The sequence below is a fragment of the uncultured Brevundimonas sp. genome, assembly GCF_963974615.1.
In the GTDB taxonomy this organism is placed as follows: domain Bacteria; phylum Pseudomonadota; class Alphaproteobacteria; order Caulobacterales; family Caulobacteraceae; genus Brevundimonas.
Map to the genome: position 1 here is coordinate 63334 of NZ_CAXBDH010000013.1, position 17728 is coordinate 81061.

Consider the following 17728-nt stretch of genomic DNA (forward strand, 5'->3'; position numbering starts at 1 on the left):
CACACAGCCCGCCCGCTGTGATCCATAGGGCCGATCGCGCGCCGGGTCATCCCCGTTCGGCAACCAATCCTTTTCCAATTGATGAGCAGGGTGCGGGGTCTGGGAGAATTGAATGTTCGATTCGTCGTATGCCATGGCCGCTCAGGTTCGGTTCCGGGAATTGAAGACCCGAATCGCGCTGGCCGCCTTCATCGGCGTGACCGCGTGGCTGATCGCGCCCTCCTTGTGGCCACTATGGTGGTTTGCCGCCGTGCTGGTGACCCAGCTCATCGACATGGCCGTGTTTCGCCCGCTCCGGCTCAATCCCGAAAGGCCGGTGAGCCTAGCCTACAAGATCCTGTGCGGTGTGACGACCTTCCTGAATGTCGTCGTCTATGCCGGGATCACCGCCTATCTGTGGTTCCAGGGCGGACAGATCGGCCAGATGTTCGCCATGGTCCAGTGTACCGGCGGCCTGCTGCACGTCAGCCTGCATATGCATCACGCGCGAGCGTTACTCTATGCGGCGGTGATTCCTCACGCGACCTACTTCCTCGGCCTGCCCCTGATCGGGGCGTTCCAGAGTCAGAACTGGCACCAGCTGCTGCTGCCGGTTGGCGGACTCCTGTACCTTGCCCATCTGGTGGTGGCCATCAAACAGAGCTCGCGGACGACCCGGTCTCTGCAGGACGCCACCCTTGAGGCCTGTGAGGAGCGCAGCAAGGCCGAGATCGCCAGTGCCGCCAAATCTGAATTCCTCGCCGTGGTCAGTCACGAAATCCGCACCCCCATGAACGCCGTCATCTCGGCAGCCAACCTGTTGCGCCGCACCCGTCTGAATGGCCGACAGCGTGAACACGTCACCATGTTGGCGGATGCCGGCGATGTTCTGATGGGGCTGCTCAACGATGTGCTGGATTTCTCCAAGATCGAGGCCGGCAAGATGCAGCTCGAGATGTCCGAAATGGACGTCCGTGAGCGCCTGAATCTGCTGGGTCGCCTGTGGGAGCCTCGCGCGGCGGCCAATGGCGTCCAGCTGAAGGTGGTCGTAGCCCCTGAGGTTCCGGCCTGTGTTCTCGCCGACCCGCTGCGGGTCCAGCAGATCCTTTTCAACCTGCTGTCCAATGCCGTGAAATTCACCGGTGAGGGCGAAATTCTGGTGTCGGCGGACTGGAATGCCGGGACCCAGTCCCTGTCGATCCGGGTCAGGGACAGTGGTTGCGGGATTCCTGCCGAACGACTGGCCGAAGTGTTCAACAGTTTCGAACAGGCCGATGCCGGCACCACCCGCCGCTTTGGCGGGACGGGCCTGGGGCTGACGATCAGCCGGCGTCTGATCGAGTTGATGGGAGGGCGGCTGACCGTCGAGAGTGTCGAGGGCGAGGGCTCGGTCTTCACCATGACGCTGCCGGTTCAGCCCGTGACCCAGACAGTGCCTGCTTCCCGCCCGGTCACGCCGGACGTCGGGAGTCTGGTCGGGCGGTCGATTCTGGCGGTTGACGATCACGAGGTGAATCGCCGGATTCTCAAGCTCCTGCTGGAACCCCACGGCTGCCGTCTGACCCTGGCCGAGAATGGGGCCGAAGCTGTCGAAATCGCGGCAGTCGAACCTTTCGACGCCATCCTGATGGATATGCAGATGCCGGTGATGGACGGGCTTGAGGCCAGCCGGCACCTGCGTCTGGGCGGGGCCAATATGGACACGCCGGTGATCGCCCTGACGGCCAATGCCCTGGAGACCCACCGCGACGCCTGGGAGGCGGCGGGGGTCCATACCTTCCTGACCAAGCCGATCGACCCGGAGGCTTTGGCCACAGCCCTGGCCAGAGCCTGTGCAGACGGGCGGCGCGACGGTTCGGCAGCTGTAGCCTAGCCGGGTCTGGACCAGGCCCTGACGGCCACGTCCAGCGACAGGGTGTCCGGCTGCGGAACCGGCGTGGCCGGGTTGCCATCAAAACGCGGCGCGGGCGCGGGCTGGACCGGGGTGCCGGAAAAGGTCCTCCGGGCCTGATTGTGTGGATGTGACGGGGCCTCGGCCAGGCTGAGGACCGGGGTGACGCAGGCATCGGTCCCGGCGAAATGGGCGGCCCAGTCGTCGCGGTCGCGGCTGGCGAACAGGGCCTCGAACCGCGTGTGCAGGGCGGACCAACCGGCCATGTCGTACTGCGGGGCCTCGTCCGCCGTCAGGCCGAGGCCGGTGATCAGGGCGGCATAGAACCGGGGTTCCAGCGCGCCCACGGCGACAAAGCGACCGTCGGCGCAGGTGTAGCAGCGATAGAAGGGGGCTCCGCCGTCCAGCAGATTGGCCCCGCGGGTGTCACTCCACAGACCCCGGGCCTGCAGGGCATGGAACAGGCTCATCAGCAGGGCCGAGCCGTCGGTCATGGCCGCGTCGACGACCCGGCCGCGACCGGTGGCTTTCGCCTCCAGCAGGGCAGCCAGCACGCCGACTACGACCAGCATGGCTCCGCCGCCATAGTCCCCGACCAGATTCAGCGGCGGGCGCGGCGGTCGGTCGGGCTCGCCGGTGGCGTGCAGCGCCCCGCTGAGCGCGATGTAGTTGAGGTCGTGGCCGACCTGCTGCGCCATTGGCCCGGTCTGGCCCCAGCCGGTCACGCGGCCATAGACGAGGCGCGGGTTGGCCGCGGCGCAGACCTCGGGCCCCAGGCCGAGCCGCTCCATCACACCGGGTCGGAAGCCTTCGATCACCGCATCGGCCGCGCCGATCAGCTCCATGACCCGGGCGTGGTCAGCGGGATCCTTGAGGTTTACCTCCACGGCCGGACGGCCCCGATGCAGGACCTCGCCGCCCACCTCGCTGAAGGCTGCGGTTCCGGCCGCGGCACTGCGGGTCAGGCGCAACACCTGGGCCCCGAGGTCGGCCAGCACCATGCCGGCGAAGGTGACGGGGCCGAGTCCGTCGAATTCGATGATACGCAGGCCTGAAAGGGGCTTCATCGGTCCTGATTAGGGGGCGAAAACCCGATCGTCGAGCATTTGGATGCACAGGTGGTCTTGACCGCAAAGCCCGGATGCAACAGAAGGCGCCGTCTGGTGGTTCGCAAAGCGCGAACCTGATGTGCGCCCCTAGCTCAGTTGGTTAGAGCATCTGACTTTTAATCAGAGGGTCCCCGGTTCGAGCCCGGGGGGGCGTACCACCACCTTCCTTTCCATCCGTTGCAGATCCTGCCGCCCCGGCTCGGGACGGGTTTCATCGTCTGCGGCACGCCTGCCGTTCAGCGTTGGCCTGGCGTGGCCCTTGTGGCGCGGCGCTGCCCCCCGGAAACAGGGGGGGAGGGCCGCCTGTTTCCGTTTCATGGGCCGTGCCCGGACGCGGGTGCGAAACGACCGTGTGAACAGTCTTCCGATCGCCACGCGGCCGTGCTGTAACGCGCGAATGCGTACGCCAACTGTCATCATCGTCCTGTCCTGTCTCGTCGCCGGAGGCTGTAATGCCGGTCATTCGGCGATGCAGGGGGCCGAACAATTCGGCGCGGGCTTTGGCGAGGCCGCGACGGCCCCGATGGATGTCCTGAACCTGCGCCCGGAAGTCATTCCCACGGTGCTGCTTCAGGCCCAGGCCAACCCCTATGACATGCGCAACATGAGCCGCTGCTCGACCATCGGGACCGAGATTGTGCGACTGGATGAAGCGCTGGGCCCCGATATGGATGAGCCGCCGCCGGTCGACGGGCGCTATATGAGCGAGCGGGCGGCGGATGCGACGGCCGAGGCGGCTCTGGGGGCTGTGCGCGATACGGCCACCGACTTCATTCCGGGGCGCAGCTGGATCCGGCGGCTCAGCGGCGCGGCCCAGCACGAGCGCGACGTCCAGTCCGCCATCCAGGCCGGGCGCATGCGTCGAGCCTTCCTCAAGGGCATGGGCATGCAGCGCAACTGCGCTCCGCCGGCCGCGCCCAGCTGGTTCCAGCCGACCGTCACCGGCCGACGCTAGTTCGAGGTGTGCCGGGCGTGGAAATCGCGCCTGAACGCTTCGAACCGTCCGTGGGCGATGGCTTTGCGCATGGCGGCCGTCAGCGTCTGGTAGAAGGCAATATTGTGCCAGCTGATCAGGATCTTGCCGAGAATTTCGTCGGTCCGCACCAGATGGTGCAGATAGGCCTTTGAATAGGCGCTGGAGGCCGGGCAGGTGCTGTTCGGGTCCAGCGGGTCCTGATCCTCGGCGAAACGTGCGCCCTTGAGATTCAGCGGCCCGTCCCAGGTCCAGGCCTGGCCGTGGCGTCCGGCCCGGGTGGGCAGGACGCAGTCGAACATGTCGACCCCGCGCCAGACCGCCTCGACCAGATCGACCGGCTTGCCGACCCCCATCAGATAGCGGGGGCGGTCGGCGGGCAGCATCTCCGGCGCATAGTCCAGCACCTCGCACATGGCCTGATGGCCCTCGCCGACGGCGAGGCCGCCGAGGGCATAGCCGTCAAAGCCGATCTCCTGCAGCCGGTCGGACGACTCGCGGCGCAGGTTTTCGAAGGTCGAGCCCTGCTGGATGCCGAACAGGGCCTGGGTCTCGCGCGTGCCGAAGGCGGCCTTCGAGCGCGCGCCCCAGCGCACCGACAGCTCCATGGCGGCGCGGGCGGCGGGTTCCTCGGCCGGCCAGGCGACGCACTGGTCCAGCTGCATCGAGATGTCGGCCCCGATGCAGTCGGCCTGGATCTGGATCGACCGTTCCGGCGTCAGCACGTGTTTGGAACCGTCGATATGGCTGGAGAAGGTCACCGCCTCCTCCTTCACCTTCGATATCCCCGCCAGGGACATGACCTGAAAGCCGCCGGAGTCGGTCAGGATGGGTTTGTTCCAGCCCATGAATTTGTGCAGCCCGCCCAGCCGTTGCATCCGCTCCGGCCCGGGGCGCAGCATCAGGTGGTAGGTGTTGCCCAGCAGGATGTCGGCCCCGGTCTGGGCCACCTGGTCGACGGTCATGGCCTTGACCGTGGCGGCGGTGCCGACCGGCATGAAGGCCGGGGTGCGGATGTCGCCGCGCGCGGTTTTCAGCACGCCGGTGCGGGCGCGGCCTTCGGTGGCGGTGATGTCGAAGGGAAAGGGCATCAGGGGGTCCGGAACAACAAGCTGCCGTCGCCATAGGAGTAGAAGCGATAGCCGTCGGCCACGGCATGGGCATAGGCGGCCCGCATGGTCTCCAGCCCGGCGAAGGCGCTGACCAGCATGAACAGGGTCGATTTCGGCAGGTGGAAATTGGTCATCAGCACATCGGCGGCGCGGAAATCGTAGCCGGGAGTGATGAAGATGGCGGTGTCGCCGTGGAACGGGTGGATGACCCGGTCCGGCGTGGCGGCGCTTTCGAGCAGGCGCAGGCTGGTGGTGCCGACACAGACAATGCGGCCCCCGGCGACGCGGGTGGCGTTCAGGGCCGCGGCGGTCCCGGCGCTGACCTCGCCCCACTCGGAGTGCATCTTGTGGTCGGCGGTGTCGTCGGCCTTGACCGGCAGGAAGGTGCCGGCCCCGACGTGCAGGGTGACGGCGTGGGTCGAGACGCCTTTCGCCTTGATCGCCGCCAGCAGGGATGGGGTGAAATGCAGGCCCGCGGTCGGGGCAGCGACCGAACCGTCCCAGTGGGCGAACATGGTCTGATAGTCTGAGCGGTCGCGATCATCCTCGGGCCGTTTGGCGGCGATATAGGGGGGCAGGGGCATGACCCCGACGTCGCGGATGGCCTCGTCGAGGAACGGGCCCGACAGGTCAAAGCGCAGGGTGATCAGGCCGTCCTCGTCCTTGTGCTCGACTGTGGCGTCGAGGCGGCCCAGCAGGCAGGCGGAGTCGGCACTCAAGCCCTCCCCTCGAGGGGGAGGGTTGGGAGGGGGGGAGGCAGGGGCGTTGTCGTTGATCGGGGAGACTCCGTCGGAGTCTTGCAGCGTCACCGGAGCCGGGGGGGCTCCACTCCATCCCCTGGCCCCTTCCCCCTCGAGGGGAAGGGGAGCCGTAAACCGGACCCTGTCCCCCGCCTTCAGCCGCTTGCCCGGCTTCATGAAGGCCGACCAGACGTCGGGCGCGTCGCGGTGGTGCAGGGTGGCCTCGACGTTCACCGTCAGGGTCTCACCTTCGGGTCCGACCCGCTGACGCACGCCGGACAGCCGGGCCGGGATCACCCGGGTGTCGTTGAATACCAGGGCGTCGCCGGGGCGCAGGAAGTCGGGCAGGTCGCGCATGACGTGGTCGCTCAGCGCCCCGTCGCGCACCACCAGCAGGCGCGCGGAATCGCGCGGCTCGGCGGGGCGGAGCGCGATGCGGTCGTCGGGCAGGTCAAAGTCGAAATCGGCGGTCTTCATGAGGCGGGGCAAAGGCCATGAGGGCGGAGGCTGGTCAAGACCCGGAGCAAATTTGCAACGTGGCTAACCTCCCGGTAGCGTGCCCGAATTCTGCAATTCGTGGTTCGCGAGGCCGTCGATGCATGTTCCTGCCGGTTTTGGTGTGGTGACGCCGTATATCTTTGCTGAGAATGCTCCGGCCTATCTCGAATTTCTCGGCGCGGCCTTCGGTGGTGAGGAGATCGGACGCAGTGTGATGCCCGACGGTCGCATCGCCAATGCGCAGATCCGGTTTTCCGGCACGACCCTTATGGTCAGCGAGGCCTCGCCCCGGTTTCCGGCGAGCCGAGCGGCCTTCTATCTGTATGTCGATGACGCTGATGCAGCGATGGCCCGGGCTTTGGGGGCGGGTGCAACCCACGTCATGGGTGTGGATGACATGCCCTATGGTGACAGGCAGGGGGGCGTTGCTGACTGTGGCGGAAACATCTGGTGGATTTCCCAGAGGCTGGCGGACGCTCCGTATTTCTGAGACCGGCCGGCCGACTGGAGCGCCTCGACCGCGATCGGCGGTTCGCCGCCCCTGACTCCGCGCCCGCCGTTCATGCCGAAAACCCGAGGGTTTCCTGCAGCCCGGATCAGGGTCTGACCGTCTGGACCGATCCGCGAACCGGGCGGTTCGTGCGGCCGACGTCTTGGGCAATTCAGGTGCGGTCAGAAGCAACCCATGGGATCGCGCGACTCGGCCCTTCGGGGCGCGATGCGATCATGCGGAAGGTCAAGATCGAAATCGGCCGTCTTCATGAGGCGAGGTGGGCGGCTGGCCGCTCCACCCCGTTCGAGCCGACTGACATTGCAGCGTTGTAACTAGGAGAAGGGTGTTCCAGCCGCCCTAGTAAGCCGACCGCCATCAGGACACCGGACATGACCCGCAATGCATTCGCCTTGGTCCTGACTCTCGCCATTTCGATCATCGCGACGCCCGGAACGGCGGGCACCGGCCCCATCGTCCGGACGGAAGCGGGCGTTCTGGGCGGCGTGTCCGATGCGGGAATCAACGTCTATCGCGGGCTGCCTTTCGCGAGGCCACCGGTCGGCGATCTTCGTTGGCGCGATCCGCAGCCGGTTCCGGCCTGGACGGGTGTTCGCTCCGCGCGTGTGTTCGCGCCCGCTTGCCCCCAGACGGGTGTTTCCATGCCCGGCGAGCCCCCTTCGCCGACCGATGAAGACTGTCTGTACCTGAACGTCTGGGCACCGGCAGGTGCGGCGGCCGGGTCGTTGCCGGTCATCGTGTGGATTCCCGGCGGAGGCCTGACCAACGGCTCAACTTCCATTCCGCTGTACGACGGCGCGCAGCTGGCGCGGCGCGGGGCGGTCGTGGTCACCGTCGCCTATCGCCTGGGCACACTTGGCTTTCTGGCGCATCCGGACCTGACAGCCGAGGCGGGCGGATCGGGAAACTACGGTCTGATGGATCAGGTCGCGGCGCTGGAATGGGTGCAGGACAATATTGGGGCCTTCGGCGGCGACTCCCGTCGGGTCACTCTGGCCGGTCAATCCGCAGGGGCGACCTCGGTAAGCATCCTGATGGCCTCGCCGCGAGCTCGGGGTCTGTTCCAGCGGGCGATTGGCCAAAGCGGTGGCATGTTCGAGCCTGTCGAACTGGCCCCGCGATATTTGCTGGCCAATGCCGAGATCGACGGTGTCGCCTATGCTGCCTCGCTGGGAGCCCAGACGCTGGCGCAGCTGCGGGCTCTGCCGGTCGAGCGCTTGCTGGGCGACGGAGCCGGAAGGATCGTCCATCCGGTGATCGAACCCCGGCTGTTGCCCCTGCCACCCTATGACGCCTTTGTGGCGGGACAGCAGAACGATGTGCCCCTGCTGGTCGGGTTCAATGCCGACGAGGCGCGTTCCCTTGCCGACGTGTCCGGCATAACGGCGATGAATTTTGCGGCCGAGCTGGAACGAACATGGGGTCAACTGCCGCCGCCCTTGCTGGCACCCTATGCATTCGTCACCGATGAGGAGGCCCGAAAGGCGCGGTTGGATTTCGAACGGGACCTGCGTTTCGGATGGGACGTGCGGGCCTGGGCCAGACTTCAGGCCACCCACGGGCGCAACCCGGTTCACGTCTATCACTTCAGCAAAACCCCACCCTATCCGGAGGGGTCCGTTCAGCAGAACTGGGGCGCGAGCCACTTCAGCGAGCTTTGGTACATGTTCGATCATCTGGGCCAGCAACCCTGGGCGTGGACCGCAGCGGACCGTGCGACATCAGAGGCGATGGCGGACTATTGGGTCTCATTCGCGCGAGACGGCGATCCGAACGGCGGGAGCCGGCCCGAATGGCCGCCGTTCACCGTCGGCGACGAACAGGTGCTGAGGATCGGTGACAGTCTGGAAGCGGGCGTACTGCCGGACACGAGCGGCCTGGACGTTTTTGATGCGGTCTATTCGTCGCTTCGTCAGCCCCGTCCCTGAGCCGGGCGCTGCAGGCGTGATGGCCGTGACCGGTTGACCCCCGGCACCCGAGGCTGCAAACCCACGCCCATGCTGCAGAACCTCGAAACCCTCGCGCGTGAGGCCAAGTCCTGGCCGTTTGAACAGGCCCGCAACCTGCTGGCCCATGTGCTGAAGAAGCGGCTGACGGATGGCGAGCGGGATCTGGCCGCGACCCTGATTGCCCGCAGCAAGGCCGACGAGGCGCTGGCGACGTTCGAGGCCTTGCGCCGCCCGGTGATCCTCGAGACCGGCTATGGCCCGTCGGGTCTGCCGCATATGGGCACCTTCGGCGAGGTGGCGCGCACGACCATGGTGCGTAACGCCTTTCGTGCCCTGACGGGTGACCACTGGCCGACGCGGTTGATCGCCTTCAGCGACGACATGGACGGGCTGCGCAAGGTGCCCGAGGGCATTCCCAATCCGGAGATGCTGACCGAGGACCTGCACAAGCCGCTGACGGTGGTGCGCGATCCGTTCGGAACCCATGACAGCTTCGGTGCCCACAACAACGCCCGTCTGCGCGCCTTTCTCGACGGCTTCGGCTTCGAGTACGAATTTTTCTCCTCGACCGAACAGTATCGCTCGGGCCGGTTCGACCAGACGCTGCTGACCCTGCTGGCGCGGTTCGACGCGGCCCAAGCCATCATGCTGCCGACCCTGGGCCCTGAACGGCGCGAGACCTATTCGCCGTTCCTGCCGATCAGCCCGGTCACCGGCCATGTGTTGCAGGTGCCGACGCTGGAACGCGACGTCGAGCGTGGCACTATCGTCTTTGACGACCCGGCCGGTGGCCGCACCGAACTGCCCGTCACCGGCGGCCATGTGAAGCTGCAGTGGAAGCCCGACTGGGCCATGCGCTGGACCGCGCTGGACGTCGACTACGAGATGTCGGGCAAGGACCTGATCGAGAGCGTGCGCGAGTCGTCCAAGCTGTGCCGGGCGATGGGTGGGGTGCCGCCCGAGGGCTTCAACTTCGAACTCTTCCTCGACGTCGAGGGCAAGAAGATTTCCAAGTCCAAGGGCAATGGCCTGACGATGGACGAATGGCTGCGCTACGGCACGCCGGAGTCGCTGAGCTGGTACATGTTCCAGTCGCCGAAATCGGCCAAGAGCCTGCATTTCAACGTGATCCCGCGCGCCATCGACGACTACCTGGCAGCCATCGAGGCCTACAAGACCCAGGAACCGGCCAAGCAGATCGACAATGCCGTCTGGTCGATCCACGCGGGCACGCCGCCGACCCACACTTCGCCGGTGTCGTTCGGCCTGCTGCTCAATCTGGTCGGGGTCGCCAATGCCTCGACCAAGGATCAGCTGTGGGCCTATTTCGCCAACTACCTGCCCGAGGCGACGCCGGAGAACGAGCCGCTGCTGGACCGGCTGATGGGTCATGCCCTCAACTACTATGAGGACTTCGTGAAGCCGGCCAAGTCGTACCGGCTGCCGACGGAGAAGGAGGCGGCCGCCCTGGCGGACCTGGCGGGGCGGCTGAAGGCCCTGCCGGCCGACACTACCGACGGCGAACTAATCCAGGCCGAGGTCTATGCCGTGGGCAAGGAACACGCGTTCGAGCCGCTGCGTGGCTGGTTCGGGGCCCTGTACGAAGTGTTGCTGGGCGCGTCCCAGGGGCCGCGCTTCGGTTCGTTCGCCGCCATCTATGGCCTGCCCCAGACCATCGCCCTGATCGAGGCCGGGGCGGCGGGTGATCTGGCCGCCTGAACCGTTCACGAAGATGAACTGAAAACAACGACCGGACGCGGGGAGCCTTCAGGTCGACTGGCGCATTACCACTCCATCGACCACCCTCGATGATTGGACAGCCTATGTCGAACATGACCAAATTCACGATGACCGCCGCCGCCCTGGCAGCCCTCATCTCCGCCGCGCCCCTGGCCGCCCAGGCCCAGTCAAACGGTGTCACCAACTGCGACGCCCCCGGCGGTCGCCAGCAGGCCGGTGCCCTGATCGGGGCTGTGATCGGCGGCCTCGCCGGCAATGCCGTGGCCAAGAACGAGCCTACGCTTGGTGCCGTCGTCGGTGCCGGGGCCGGTGCCGCCGCCGGTTCCTATATCGGCTGCAACCAGCAGCGCGCCCGGGCCAATGCCAACGCCCCGTATGCTTCCAGCAGCTACCAGTATGAAGCCAACAGCTATCGGGCCACGTCGAACCTGCGGGTTCGCTCGGGTCCCGGCACCAGCTATCGCCAGGTCGGCAGTTTGAGGGCCGGCGAACGCTTCCAGGCCACGACCTCGCAGGGCGAGTGGGTCCAGCTGTCGAACGGCGGCTGGGTCAGCGCCCACTACGTCGCCGCCAACTAACCGGCAGAAGTCATGACCGGCGAGGGCCGCTCCGCAAGGGGCGGCCCTTTCTTTTGGGCGCTACCGCTCGCCATGCGGCGGCTCGCTACTTGAGCACCGCGCGAAGCGCCAGCCACGTCGGGTCGAGAAGGCGGAGCCTTCTGACCGCGGCCCAATTTACTGGCTGACCCACAGGATCCGGCCCATCCAGACGATGTCACGGCGCGGCACGCTGCGCGGCAGATACGCGGGGTTGATCGAGCCCAGGGTGACGTCGGCGGAGCCGAGGGCGGTTACAACCTTGGCCAGGGTCTCACCACCGGTGGTGCGCACCACCACGCGGTCGCCCTTGCGGACATCGGTAGCCTCGCGATCGACGATGATCCGGTCGCCCTCGCGGTACAGGGGCAGCATGGAATCGCCAGTGATGCGCAGGCCCAGCAGGCTGTCGCTGGCCTGCGGCAGCGCGCCCTGGTCCCAGCCGTCGCCGATCGGCAGGCCAGCGTCGTCGAAAAAGCCGTCCTGACCGGCCTGGGCCAGGCCCAGCATCGGCACGGTGGCCCCCGGCGGCGCGTCTCCGGCCAGGGCCGCGAACCCCCCCAGCGACAGGCCGGTGGCGTCGAGGATGCGCGTCAGGCTCTCGGTTGAGGGCCAGCGCGGGCGTGGCGGCTCGCCGGGGCTGAAACGTTTGGACGGGTTGAAACTGGTGGCGTCCAGCCCGGCCCGTCGCGCCAGACCCGAGACGCTCAGTCCCTCGCGCCGCGCCAGGCCATCGATCGCCTTCCAGAGCTGCGAATGGGACAGGGCCATGAACTGCGCCTCAGACGACCGCTACGGCCGAACCGGCGACAGCTTAATTCCGGGCGTTAGGAATATCCACCTATTTCATCTCGGCCGCGCGGCGATCCTGCCAAGCCCAGAAGGTGCCGATCGCCAGGGCCAGCATAACGCCGAATCCGGCCATGTTGAAGACGATATAGAAGGCCTCGATCGGGGGGCGCACATCGGTCAGCGTCATGATGTGGCTCATGATCACGAGCAGCTGCAATCCGCAGGCCCAGGCCGGCCATGCCCGTGATGACTTCCAGGCGAGGCCGCACAGTATAGCGAGCAGGACGAGGTCAAGAGCAAACAGGCCCCAGTCAGTGCCGTTCCAATTCCCGGCCCCCTGGATCAGCATGCTGGCGAACCAGGTCAGGGCCAAGCTGCCGCCACCGATCCGTTCCGGCTCGTCGCCCTTCAGCATGGCGAAAGTGACTGCCAAAACAAGGCACACTGCACCGATTTGGCCGATCAGGGTCACCGGCATGACATCGCCCCCACGTCAAAAGACATGGGGGCGATAATGCATGTATTTGATGCGGTTCGAAATGCCCCGCGTCGTATATTACGTCGAATTCAGACGGCGCGCAGATGGCTCGCTGCAGGTGCCGTGCTGTCTTCCAGCATTCCGGTCGCGGGCTTGTCCAGGACACCGGCAGCGTAGGTGCCCCAGCCCATCCGGCGGTGGTCCTTGCCGAGCTCAGTGTGGCAGGCGACCATGGCGTCGCGAGCGGTCGCGAGGGCGGCGATGGCCTCCATGGCTTTCGATTGCGCAGCGGCACCGGCGACCGGCGAAACCGACAAGGCGGTGCGAGCACCGATCATCGACTGCACCAGGGTGGTGGCCTGGGTGATTGCGGTATCGACGGCAAGTTCGGTCGCATTCATTTCGCCGGCAACGCTGGCGATGATTTGATCTTTGTTCACGAGAATCCTCCAACTGGTACAAGTGAAGAAAAGCTTAACACGTATTGCGGGAGGTCGGTAGCGTTTTGTTAACTCTTAAAGTCGGGGCGGTTATGCGGATATTTGCAGACAGGGCCTGGACAGGCGGCGCGGCAGTCGCTTGTGGTGGTCCCTGGGGATCAATGCGCCTGGCCCGAGATCGCGGGCAAGTGATGCATCCGTGATCGGGTCAGGCTTCCGGTCGCGGCCTCTGTACCGCCGCCCACGCCCTGTCGGGCCCGAACGCGCCGTCTGAAACCGCCCCCGGATGACGGCGTCAATCAGGGCCCGACCTTAGCGCCGCAGGGGAGAGGTCGCTTTTCCGGCGTCTGACAGAAACGAAAATCGCCTAGCGGTTGTCGTCGTCATCCAGCAGGAAATGCGCGCTCAGGGTCGCGATCGGCTGGGTTTCGTCGCCCTGCCAGGCCTCGGCCAGCACATAGGCGACCCGGCGTCCGGCCTTGGTGATTCGGGCCCGGGCATGAACATCGACCGGGCGCCCGGACCGCAGATAGGCGACCGAGACATTGATCGGCCGGGGCAGGCGCAGGCGCGGATAGGACAGCGCGACCTGGGCCACGGCGGTCATCTCCAGCAGGGCGGCGGTCGATCCGCCATGCAGGGCCGGCAGCATCGGATTGCCGACCAGCCGGTCGGCGAACGGCATGACCACTGTCAGATCGTCCCCGTCCAGTCGGGTCTCGAGGCCGAGGAACCGGGCATAGGGCAGGGTGTCGAGCAGGGGGGTCACGTGGTCGTCCCCGAGCGTCGCAGATTGGCACCGACCCGGCGTCCGCCGTCCGAATCGATCACATAGGCCGCCTGGGAGGCGGCGACGGGATCGTCGGGACTGTTTTCGAAGGCCCAGGCCCGGACAAAGGCGACCGAACGGGTCAGCTTGAAGCAGCGGGCCTCGGCGATCAGGTCAAGTCCGGCCTCGGCGGCGCGCATATAGTCCACCCTCAGGTCCAGGGTGGCGATCGGCTTGTAACCCCCGATACCGACCCAGACGGCAGCGCCGCCCACATGGTCGAGCAGGGTGGTGACCAGCCCGCCGGCCAGGACTCCGGTCTGGGGATCCCCGACCAGATCGGCACGGTAAGGTACCCGGATACGGACACGGTCCGCCTCAAGCCCTTCGAAGGTGAAGCCCAGCGCGTGCGTATGGGCCGCCCCCCCGGCGAGTTGGGGCAGCAGGTCGGTGATGAACGAATTCGTCATTCTCGCCTTGGGTTATCGGCCTGCGGCCCGTCCTGTCGCCTGAATAGGGGGCCCGTCGGGTGACGTCGACCCTATTGTCCCGGGAGGCAGGAACGGTGCCGGACGCCGGCGTCAGGCGATCGACTGGTTCAGCGTTACCGGCGGAACCGCCGCGTCGGAGGCCTGTTGGGCCAGGGCGACGTGGATGGCCTTGCGCAGCCGTTCCGGCTTGATGGGTTTCTCGACCACGCTGCACATGCCGATCGACAGATACATCTTCGCGTCGTCGGGATCGGCATTGGCGGTCAGGGCCACGATCGGGATTCCGGCGGCGGGACCGGTCAGGGCCCGGATGGCCCGGGTCGCTTGGATCCCGTCCATGCGCGGCATCTTGATATCCATAAGAATCAGGTCGAAATCCCGCGCCTGAATGGCTTCCAGAGCCTCGACCCCGTCTTCGGCGGTTTCGGAGGTGATGCCGAACATCTCGCACAGGGCCTGGGCCACCACGCGGTTGGTGGCGTTGTCGTCGACAATCAGGATGTGCGGCGTGCGCGCGAAGGCCTCATCCGAGAATTCGGATATGTTCGAGACGGTCGGAGCCTCGATCGCCGTGCGTTGTACCGTCAGGTCGAAGGCGAAGGTGGTGCCGCGCCCTGTGTTGTTCTCAGCCCAGATCCGGCCGCCCATGTTCTGGATAATGCGGCCGCAGATGGCCGAGCCTAGTCCGGCACTGCTGCTGTCCGTCCCGTCTATGAATGGCTTGAACATGTGCTCGAGCAGAGCGGCTTCGAGACCCGGACCATCGTCGCGAACGCGTGCCTCCATACGGACCTCGTCGCCTTCGCCCCAGGCCTTCAGGCTGGCTTCGATCACGCCGTTACGCGTGAATTTCAGGGCGTTGCCGATCAGGTTGTTGAACACCTGCTTCAGGCGTGGGCCGTCGATCAGGGCCCCCAGCTCGGTATCGCCCTCATAGCTGATCATCAGGGTGACCCGGTCTTCGGCCGCCCGCCGGCTCCATTCAGCCTGTACCTGGTCCATCAGGGTCCGCAGCGGAGTCGGTTCGGGATGCAGTTCCAGTTCACCGGCCTCTGCCCGGGACAGGTCCAGCGCGTCGTTCAGGATCTGCAACAGGTTTTCGGACGATTCAACGATGGTGCTGATGTGGGACAGGGCCGTCGTCGGCAGGGGTTGCCGACGCAACAGTTCAGCCACGGCCAGGACGCCGTTCATCGGCGTACGCAACTCGTGACTCATGACCGTCAGGAACTGGTTTCTGGATCGCGCCGCGGTCAGGGCCTGGGTTTGGGAATCGTTGAACTCCCGGGCCTGTTCGAGCAACGTCGCGTTTTGCTCCTGCTGGAGCCGGGTCAGACCCTGGGTCAGGGTAACGGCGCTGCCGATCCCGTGATAAATTCCGTCCCGGGTGACGATGAAGCTGCGCAGAAGGGCTCCCGGGCCGCTGTTCAGCAGAGCCTGGGAAAAGGTGTCGATGCTGACGCCGGCTTCGACAATCGCCGGCTCGACATCCATCGCATAGGTGATCGGGCGTTCGGCATAGCGGGCGTGACCGTGGAGCGAGGCGAATTTCAGCAGAAAGGCGTCGCGCTCGACCAGACCGATCGGCCGGTCGTCCTCGACGACGGCGATGCCCAGGGTGTCGGGTTCGCGGGCGAATCTTGCGAAGACCTCGCTTCCGAGGGTCGTCGGTCCGATCGGGTCTGCCCGTTTGGTCAGGTCTTCGATAGTCGGCATACCCGCCGGCACTCCATTACAGCCTTGCAAGTTATCGGCGAACCATTTTCAGAAGCGTTAACTTGAGGCGATCCCTGTGCGGCAGCAAAATTCTGCCGAAACCGGACTTTTGCGCCCGGCTTCAGGCTGGTGTAGAAGGCGCGCCGATCTAGTCTTTTTCATCTTTTTGCATGCGCGCGGCCGACGGCCGACCGCAGGGTCGTCATGAGCGATTTCCAGTCCGATACTGCCGCGTCCGCCCTCGTCCTGTTCTCGGGCGGGCAGGATAGCGCCACCTGCCTGGCCTGGGCGCTGGAGCGGTATGACCGGGTCGAGACCGTGGGTTTCGACTACGGGCAGCGCCATGCGGTCGAGATGCAGGCCCGTCTGGTGGTGCGCGAGTCGATGACGCGGGCCCTGCCTCAGTGGGCCGGGCGGCTGGGGCCGGACCATGTGGTCGACCTGACCGGCTATGGCCGTATCGCCGAGAGCGCCCTGACCACGGATCGGGCCATCGAGATGGACGCGCGCGGCCTGCCGACCACCTTTGTGCCCGGGCGTAATCTGGTGTTCCTGACCTGTGCCGCGGCGCTGGCGGACCGGCGCGGGCTGGAAGTGCTGGTCGGCGGCATGTGTGAGACTGACTTCTCGGGCTATCCCGACTGTCGCCGTGACACGATCGACGCCATGGCCACGGCGCTCAGCCTGGGTCTGGACCGTCCGGTGGTGATCGAGACGCCGCTGATGGCCCTGACCAAGGCCGAAACCTGGGCCCTGGCCGAGCGGATCGGCGGGCAGGCGCTGGTCGAGCTGATCCTTGAGGACAGCCACAGCTGCTATCTGGGCGATCGCACGCAGCGCCACCCGTGGGGCTATGGCTGCGGCAGTTGCCCGGCCTGCGCGCTGCGGGCCGCCGGCTATCAGCAGTGGGTGGCCGGATGACCTATTCGGCCAAGGAAGTCTTTCTGACGGTGCAGGGCGAGGGCGGACAGGCCGGTCGCCCGGCCGTCTTCCTGCGCTTCGCCGGCTGCAATCTGTGGAGCGGGCTGGAACGCGACCGGGCCAGCGCCGTCTGCAGCTTCTGCGATACCGAGTTCGTCGGTACGGATGGAGACGGCGGCGGCAAGTTTCGCACGGCCGAGGCGATGGCCGACCATGTCGCCGGGATGTGGCGTGGGCGCGAGGGCGATCCGAAACTGGTGGTCTGCACCGGCGGCGAGCCGCTGTTGCAGCTGGACGCGGCCCTGATCGACGCCCTGCACGCGCGCGGCTTTGACATCGCCGTCGAGACCAACGGCACCGTGACGGCTCCGGCCGGGATCGACTGGGTCTGCGTCAGTCCCAAGGCCGAGGCTCCGGTTGTTCAGACCACAGGGCAGGAGCTGAAGCTGGTCTTCCCCCAGGCCACGGCCATGCCGGACCGCTTCGAACATCTGGAGTTCGAACGCTTCTGGCTGCAGCCGATGGATGGCCCCGAGCGTGAGGCCAATACCGCCGCCGCTCTCGACTACTGCCTGACCCACCCCAAATGGCGCCTCAGCGTCCAGACCCACAAATACATTGGCGTCCGCTAGACATGATGATGTTCGAGATCACCAAACAGGCGACGTTCGACGCCGCCCACCACTTCCCCAACGAACCCGAGGGCAGCATCTATCGCCGCGTCCACGGCCACTCGTTCACGGTCGAGGCGACGGTGCGCTCGGCGACGCTGGATGCCGAGCATGGCTGGGTCGCCGATCTGGGCGCGCTGGACCGGGCCCTGAAGGTCGCGGCCGGGGAACTGGATCACGGCATGCTGAACGAGAAGGCCGGGCTGGAACTGCCCAGCCTCGAAAACCTGTGCCTGTGGTTCGTGGAACAGCTGAAGCCGGATTGGCCGGGGTTGAGCCGGATTACGGTGGCCCGCCCGACCATTCATGAGCGCTGCACGCTGACGCTTTAGATTAGCAGCGACTTGGCAGG

General features: G+C 66.4%; 18 protein-coding genes and 1 tRNA gene. 10 read left to right on the plus strand and 9 right to left on the minus strand.

The features are described 5' to 3' along the window. Positions 1–112 precede the first annotated feature (112 nt). Entirely contained in the window at positions 113–1852 is a 1740-nt protein-coding gene (locus AAC050_RS10510) for an ATP-binding protein (protein WP_339915036.1), read from the plus strand. Here AAC050_RS10510 and AAC050_RS10515 read toward each other — a convergent pair. Next, complete coding sequence (locus AAC050_RS10515; protein WP_339915037.1) at positions 1849–2937, minus strand: CaiB/BaiF CoA-transferase family protein; 1089 nt, start codon at positions 2935–2937, stop codon at positions 1849–1851. The two genes, AAC050_RS10510 and AAC050_RS10515, sit on opposite strands and share 4 nt — an antisense overlap. 123 nt (positions 2938–3060) lie before the next feature. Here AAC050_RS10515 and AAC050_RS10520 point away from each other — a divergent pair. Both AAC050_RS10520 and AAC050_RS10525 read left to right on the plus strand, forming a co-directional pair. Continuing rightward, positions 3061–3137: transfer RNA gene (locus AAC050_RS10520), tRNA-Lys, on the plus strand. Between the two features lie 239 nt (positions 3138–3376). Next, entirely contained in the window at positions 3377–3934 is a 558-nt protein-coding gene (locus AAC050_RS10525) for a hypothetical protein (protein ID WP_339915038.1), read from the plus strand. Here AAC050_RS10525 and tgt read toward each other — a convergent pair. Together tgt and queA are read right to left on the minus strand one after the other, a co-directional pair. After that, positions 3931–5046: a tRNA guanosine(34) transglycosylase Tgt gene (tgt, locus tag AAC050_RS10530; RefSeq protein WP_339915085.1), complete on the minus strand. Its 1116-nt coding sequence runs from the start codon at positions 5044–5046 to the stop codon at positions 3931–3933. The genes AAC050_RS10525 and tgt overlap by 4 nt on opposite strands. Beyond that, positions 5043–6281, minus strand: a complete 1239-nt coding sequence (gene queA, locus AAC050_RS10535) for a tRNA preQ1(34) S-adenosylmethionine ribosyltransferase-isomerase QueA (RefSeq protein ID WP_339915039.1) — start codon at positions 6279–6281, stop codon at positions 5043–5045. The genes tgt and queA overlap by 4 nt, the downstream gene beginning before the upstream one ends. 118 nt (positions 6282–6399) lie before the next feature. Here queA and AAC050_RS10540 point away from each other — a divergent pair, with 118 nt between their 5' ends. The 4 genes from AAC050_RS10540 (at position 6400) to AAC050_RS10555 (ending at position 11080) form a co-directional block, all read left to right on the plus strand. Continuing rightward, complete coding sequence (locus tag AAC050_RS10540) at positions 6400–6792, plus strand: VOC family protein (protein ID WP_339915040.1); 393 nt, start codon at positions 6400–6402, stop codon at positions 6790–6792. A 392-nt stretch (positions 6793–7184) separates the two neighbouring features. Beyond that, positions 7185–8741, plus strand: coding sequence for a carboxylesterase family protein (locus AAC050_RS10545; protein WP_339915041.1), 1557 nt, complete (start codon positions 7185–7187; stop codon positions 8739–8741). Positions 8742–8810: 69 nt separating this feature from the next. Then, positions 8811–10481, plus strand: coding sequence for a lysine--tRNA ligase (locus AAC050_RS10550; protein WP_339915042.1), 1671 nt, complete (start codon positions 8811–8813; stop codon positions 10479–10481). A gap of 113 nt (positions 10482–10594) precedes the next feature. Beyond that, positions 10595–11080, plus strand: coding sequence for an SH3 domain-containing protein (locus AAC050_RS10555; protein WP_339915043.1), 486 nt, complete (start codon positions 10595–10597; stop codon positions 11078–11080). 156 nt (positions 11081–11236) lie between these two features. Here AAC050_RS10555 and AAC050_RS10560 read toward each other — a convergent pair whose 3' ends face one another. From AAC050_RS10560 to AAC050_RS10585, 6 genes are all read right to left on the minus strand, one after another. Further along, positions 11237–11869, minus strand: coding sequence for a helix-turn-helix transcriptional regulator (locus AAC050_RS10560; protein ID WP_339915044.1), 633 nt, complete (start codon positions 11867–11869; stop codon positions 11237–11239). Between the two features lie 70 nt (positions 11870–11939). Beyond that, positions 11940–12368 carry a hypothetical protein gene (locus AAC050_RS10565; RefSeq protein ID WP_339915045.1) on the minus strand — a complete coding sequence of 143 codons (429 nt, stop codon included), beginning with the start codon at positions 12366–12368 and terminating at the stop codon, positions 11940–11942. Between the two features lie 89 nt (positions 12369–12457). Next, entirely contained in the window at positions 12458–12808 is a 351-nt protein-coding gene (locus AAC050_RS10570) for a hypothetical protein (protein WP_339915046.1), read from the minus strand. Positions 12809–13175: 367 nt separating this feature from the next. After that, positions 13176–13577: a PaaI family thioesterase gene (locus AAC050_RS10575; RefSeq protein ID WP_339915047.1), complete on the minus strand. Its 402-nt coding sequence runs from the start codon at positions 13575–13577 to the stop codon at positions 13176–13178. Next, on the minus strand, positions 13574–14047 hold the full coding sequence (locus AAC050_RS10580) for a PaaI family thioesterase (protein ID WP_339915048.1): 474 nt from the start codon (positions 14045–14047) through the stop codon (positions 13574–13576). Before AAC050_RS10580 ends, AAC050_RS10575 begins: the two co-directional genes overlap by 4 nt. A gap of 111 nt (positions 14048–14158) precedes the next feature. Next, complete coding sequence (locus AAC050_RS10585; RefSeq protein WP_339915049.1) at positions 14159–15784, minus strand: response regulator; 1626 nt, start codon at positions 15782–15784, stop codon at positions 14159–14161. Between the two features lie 204 nt (positions 15785–15988). Here AAC050_RS10585 and queC point away from each other — a divergent pair, with 204 nt between their 5' ends. The 3 genes from queC to AAC050_RS10600 are packed head-to-tail and all read left to right on the plus strand — an operon-like array spanning position 15989 to position 17708. Then, on the plus strand, positions 15989–16705 hold the full coding sequence (gene queC, locus AAC050_RS10590; RefSeq protein WP_339915050.1) for a 7-cyano-7-deazaguanine synthase QueC: 717 nt from the start codon (positions 15989–15991) through the stop codon (positions 16703–16705). Then, a complete protein-coding gene (gene queE / locus AAC050_RS10595; RefSeq protein ID WP_339915051.1) occupies positions 16702–17337 on the plus strand; it encodes a 7-carboxy-7-deazaguanine synthase in 636 nt (211 codons plus the stop codon). Before queC ends, queE begins: the two co-directional genes overlap by 4 nt. 2 nt (positions 17338–17339) lie before the next feature. Continuing rightward, positions 17340–17708, plus strand: a complete 369-nt coding sequence (locus AAC050_RS10600; protein WP_339915052.1) for a 6-pyruvoyl tetrahydropterin synthase family protein — start codon at positions 17340–17342, stop codon at positions 17706–17708. Positions 17709–17728: the final 20 nt, after the last annotated feature.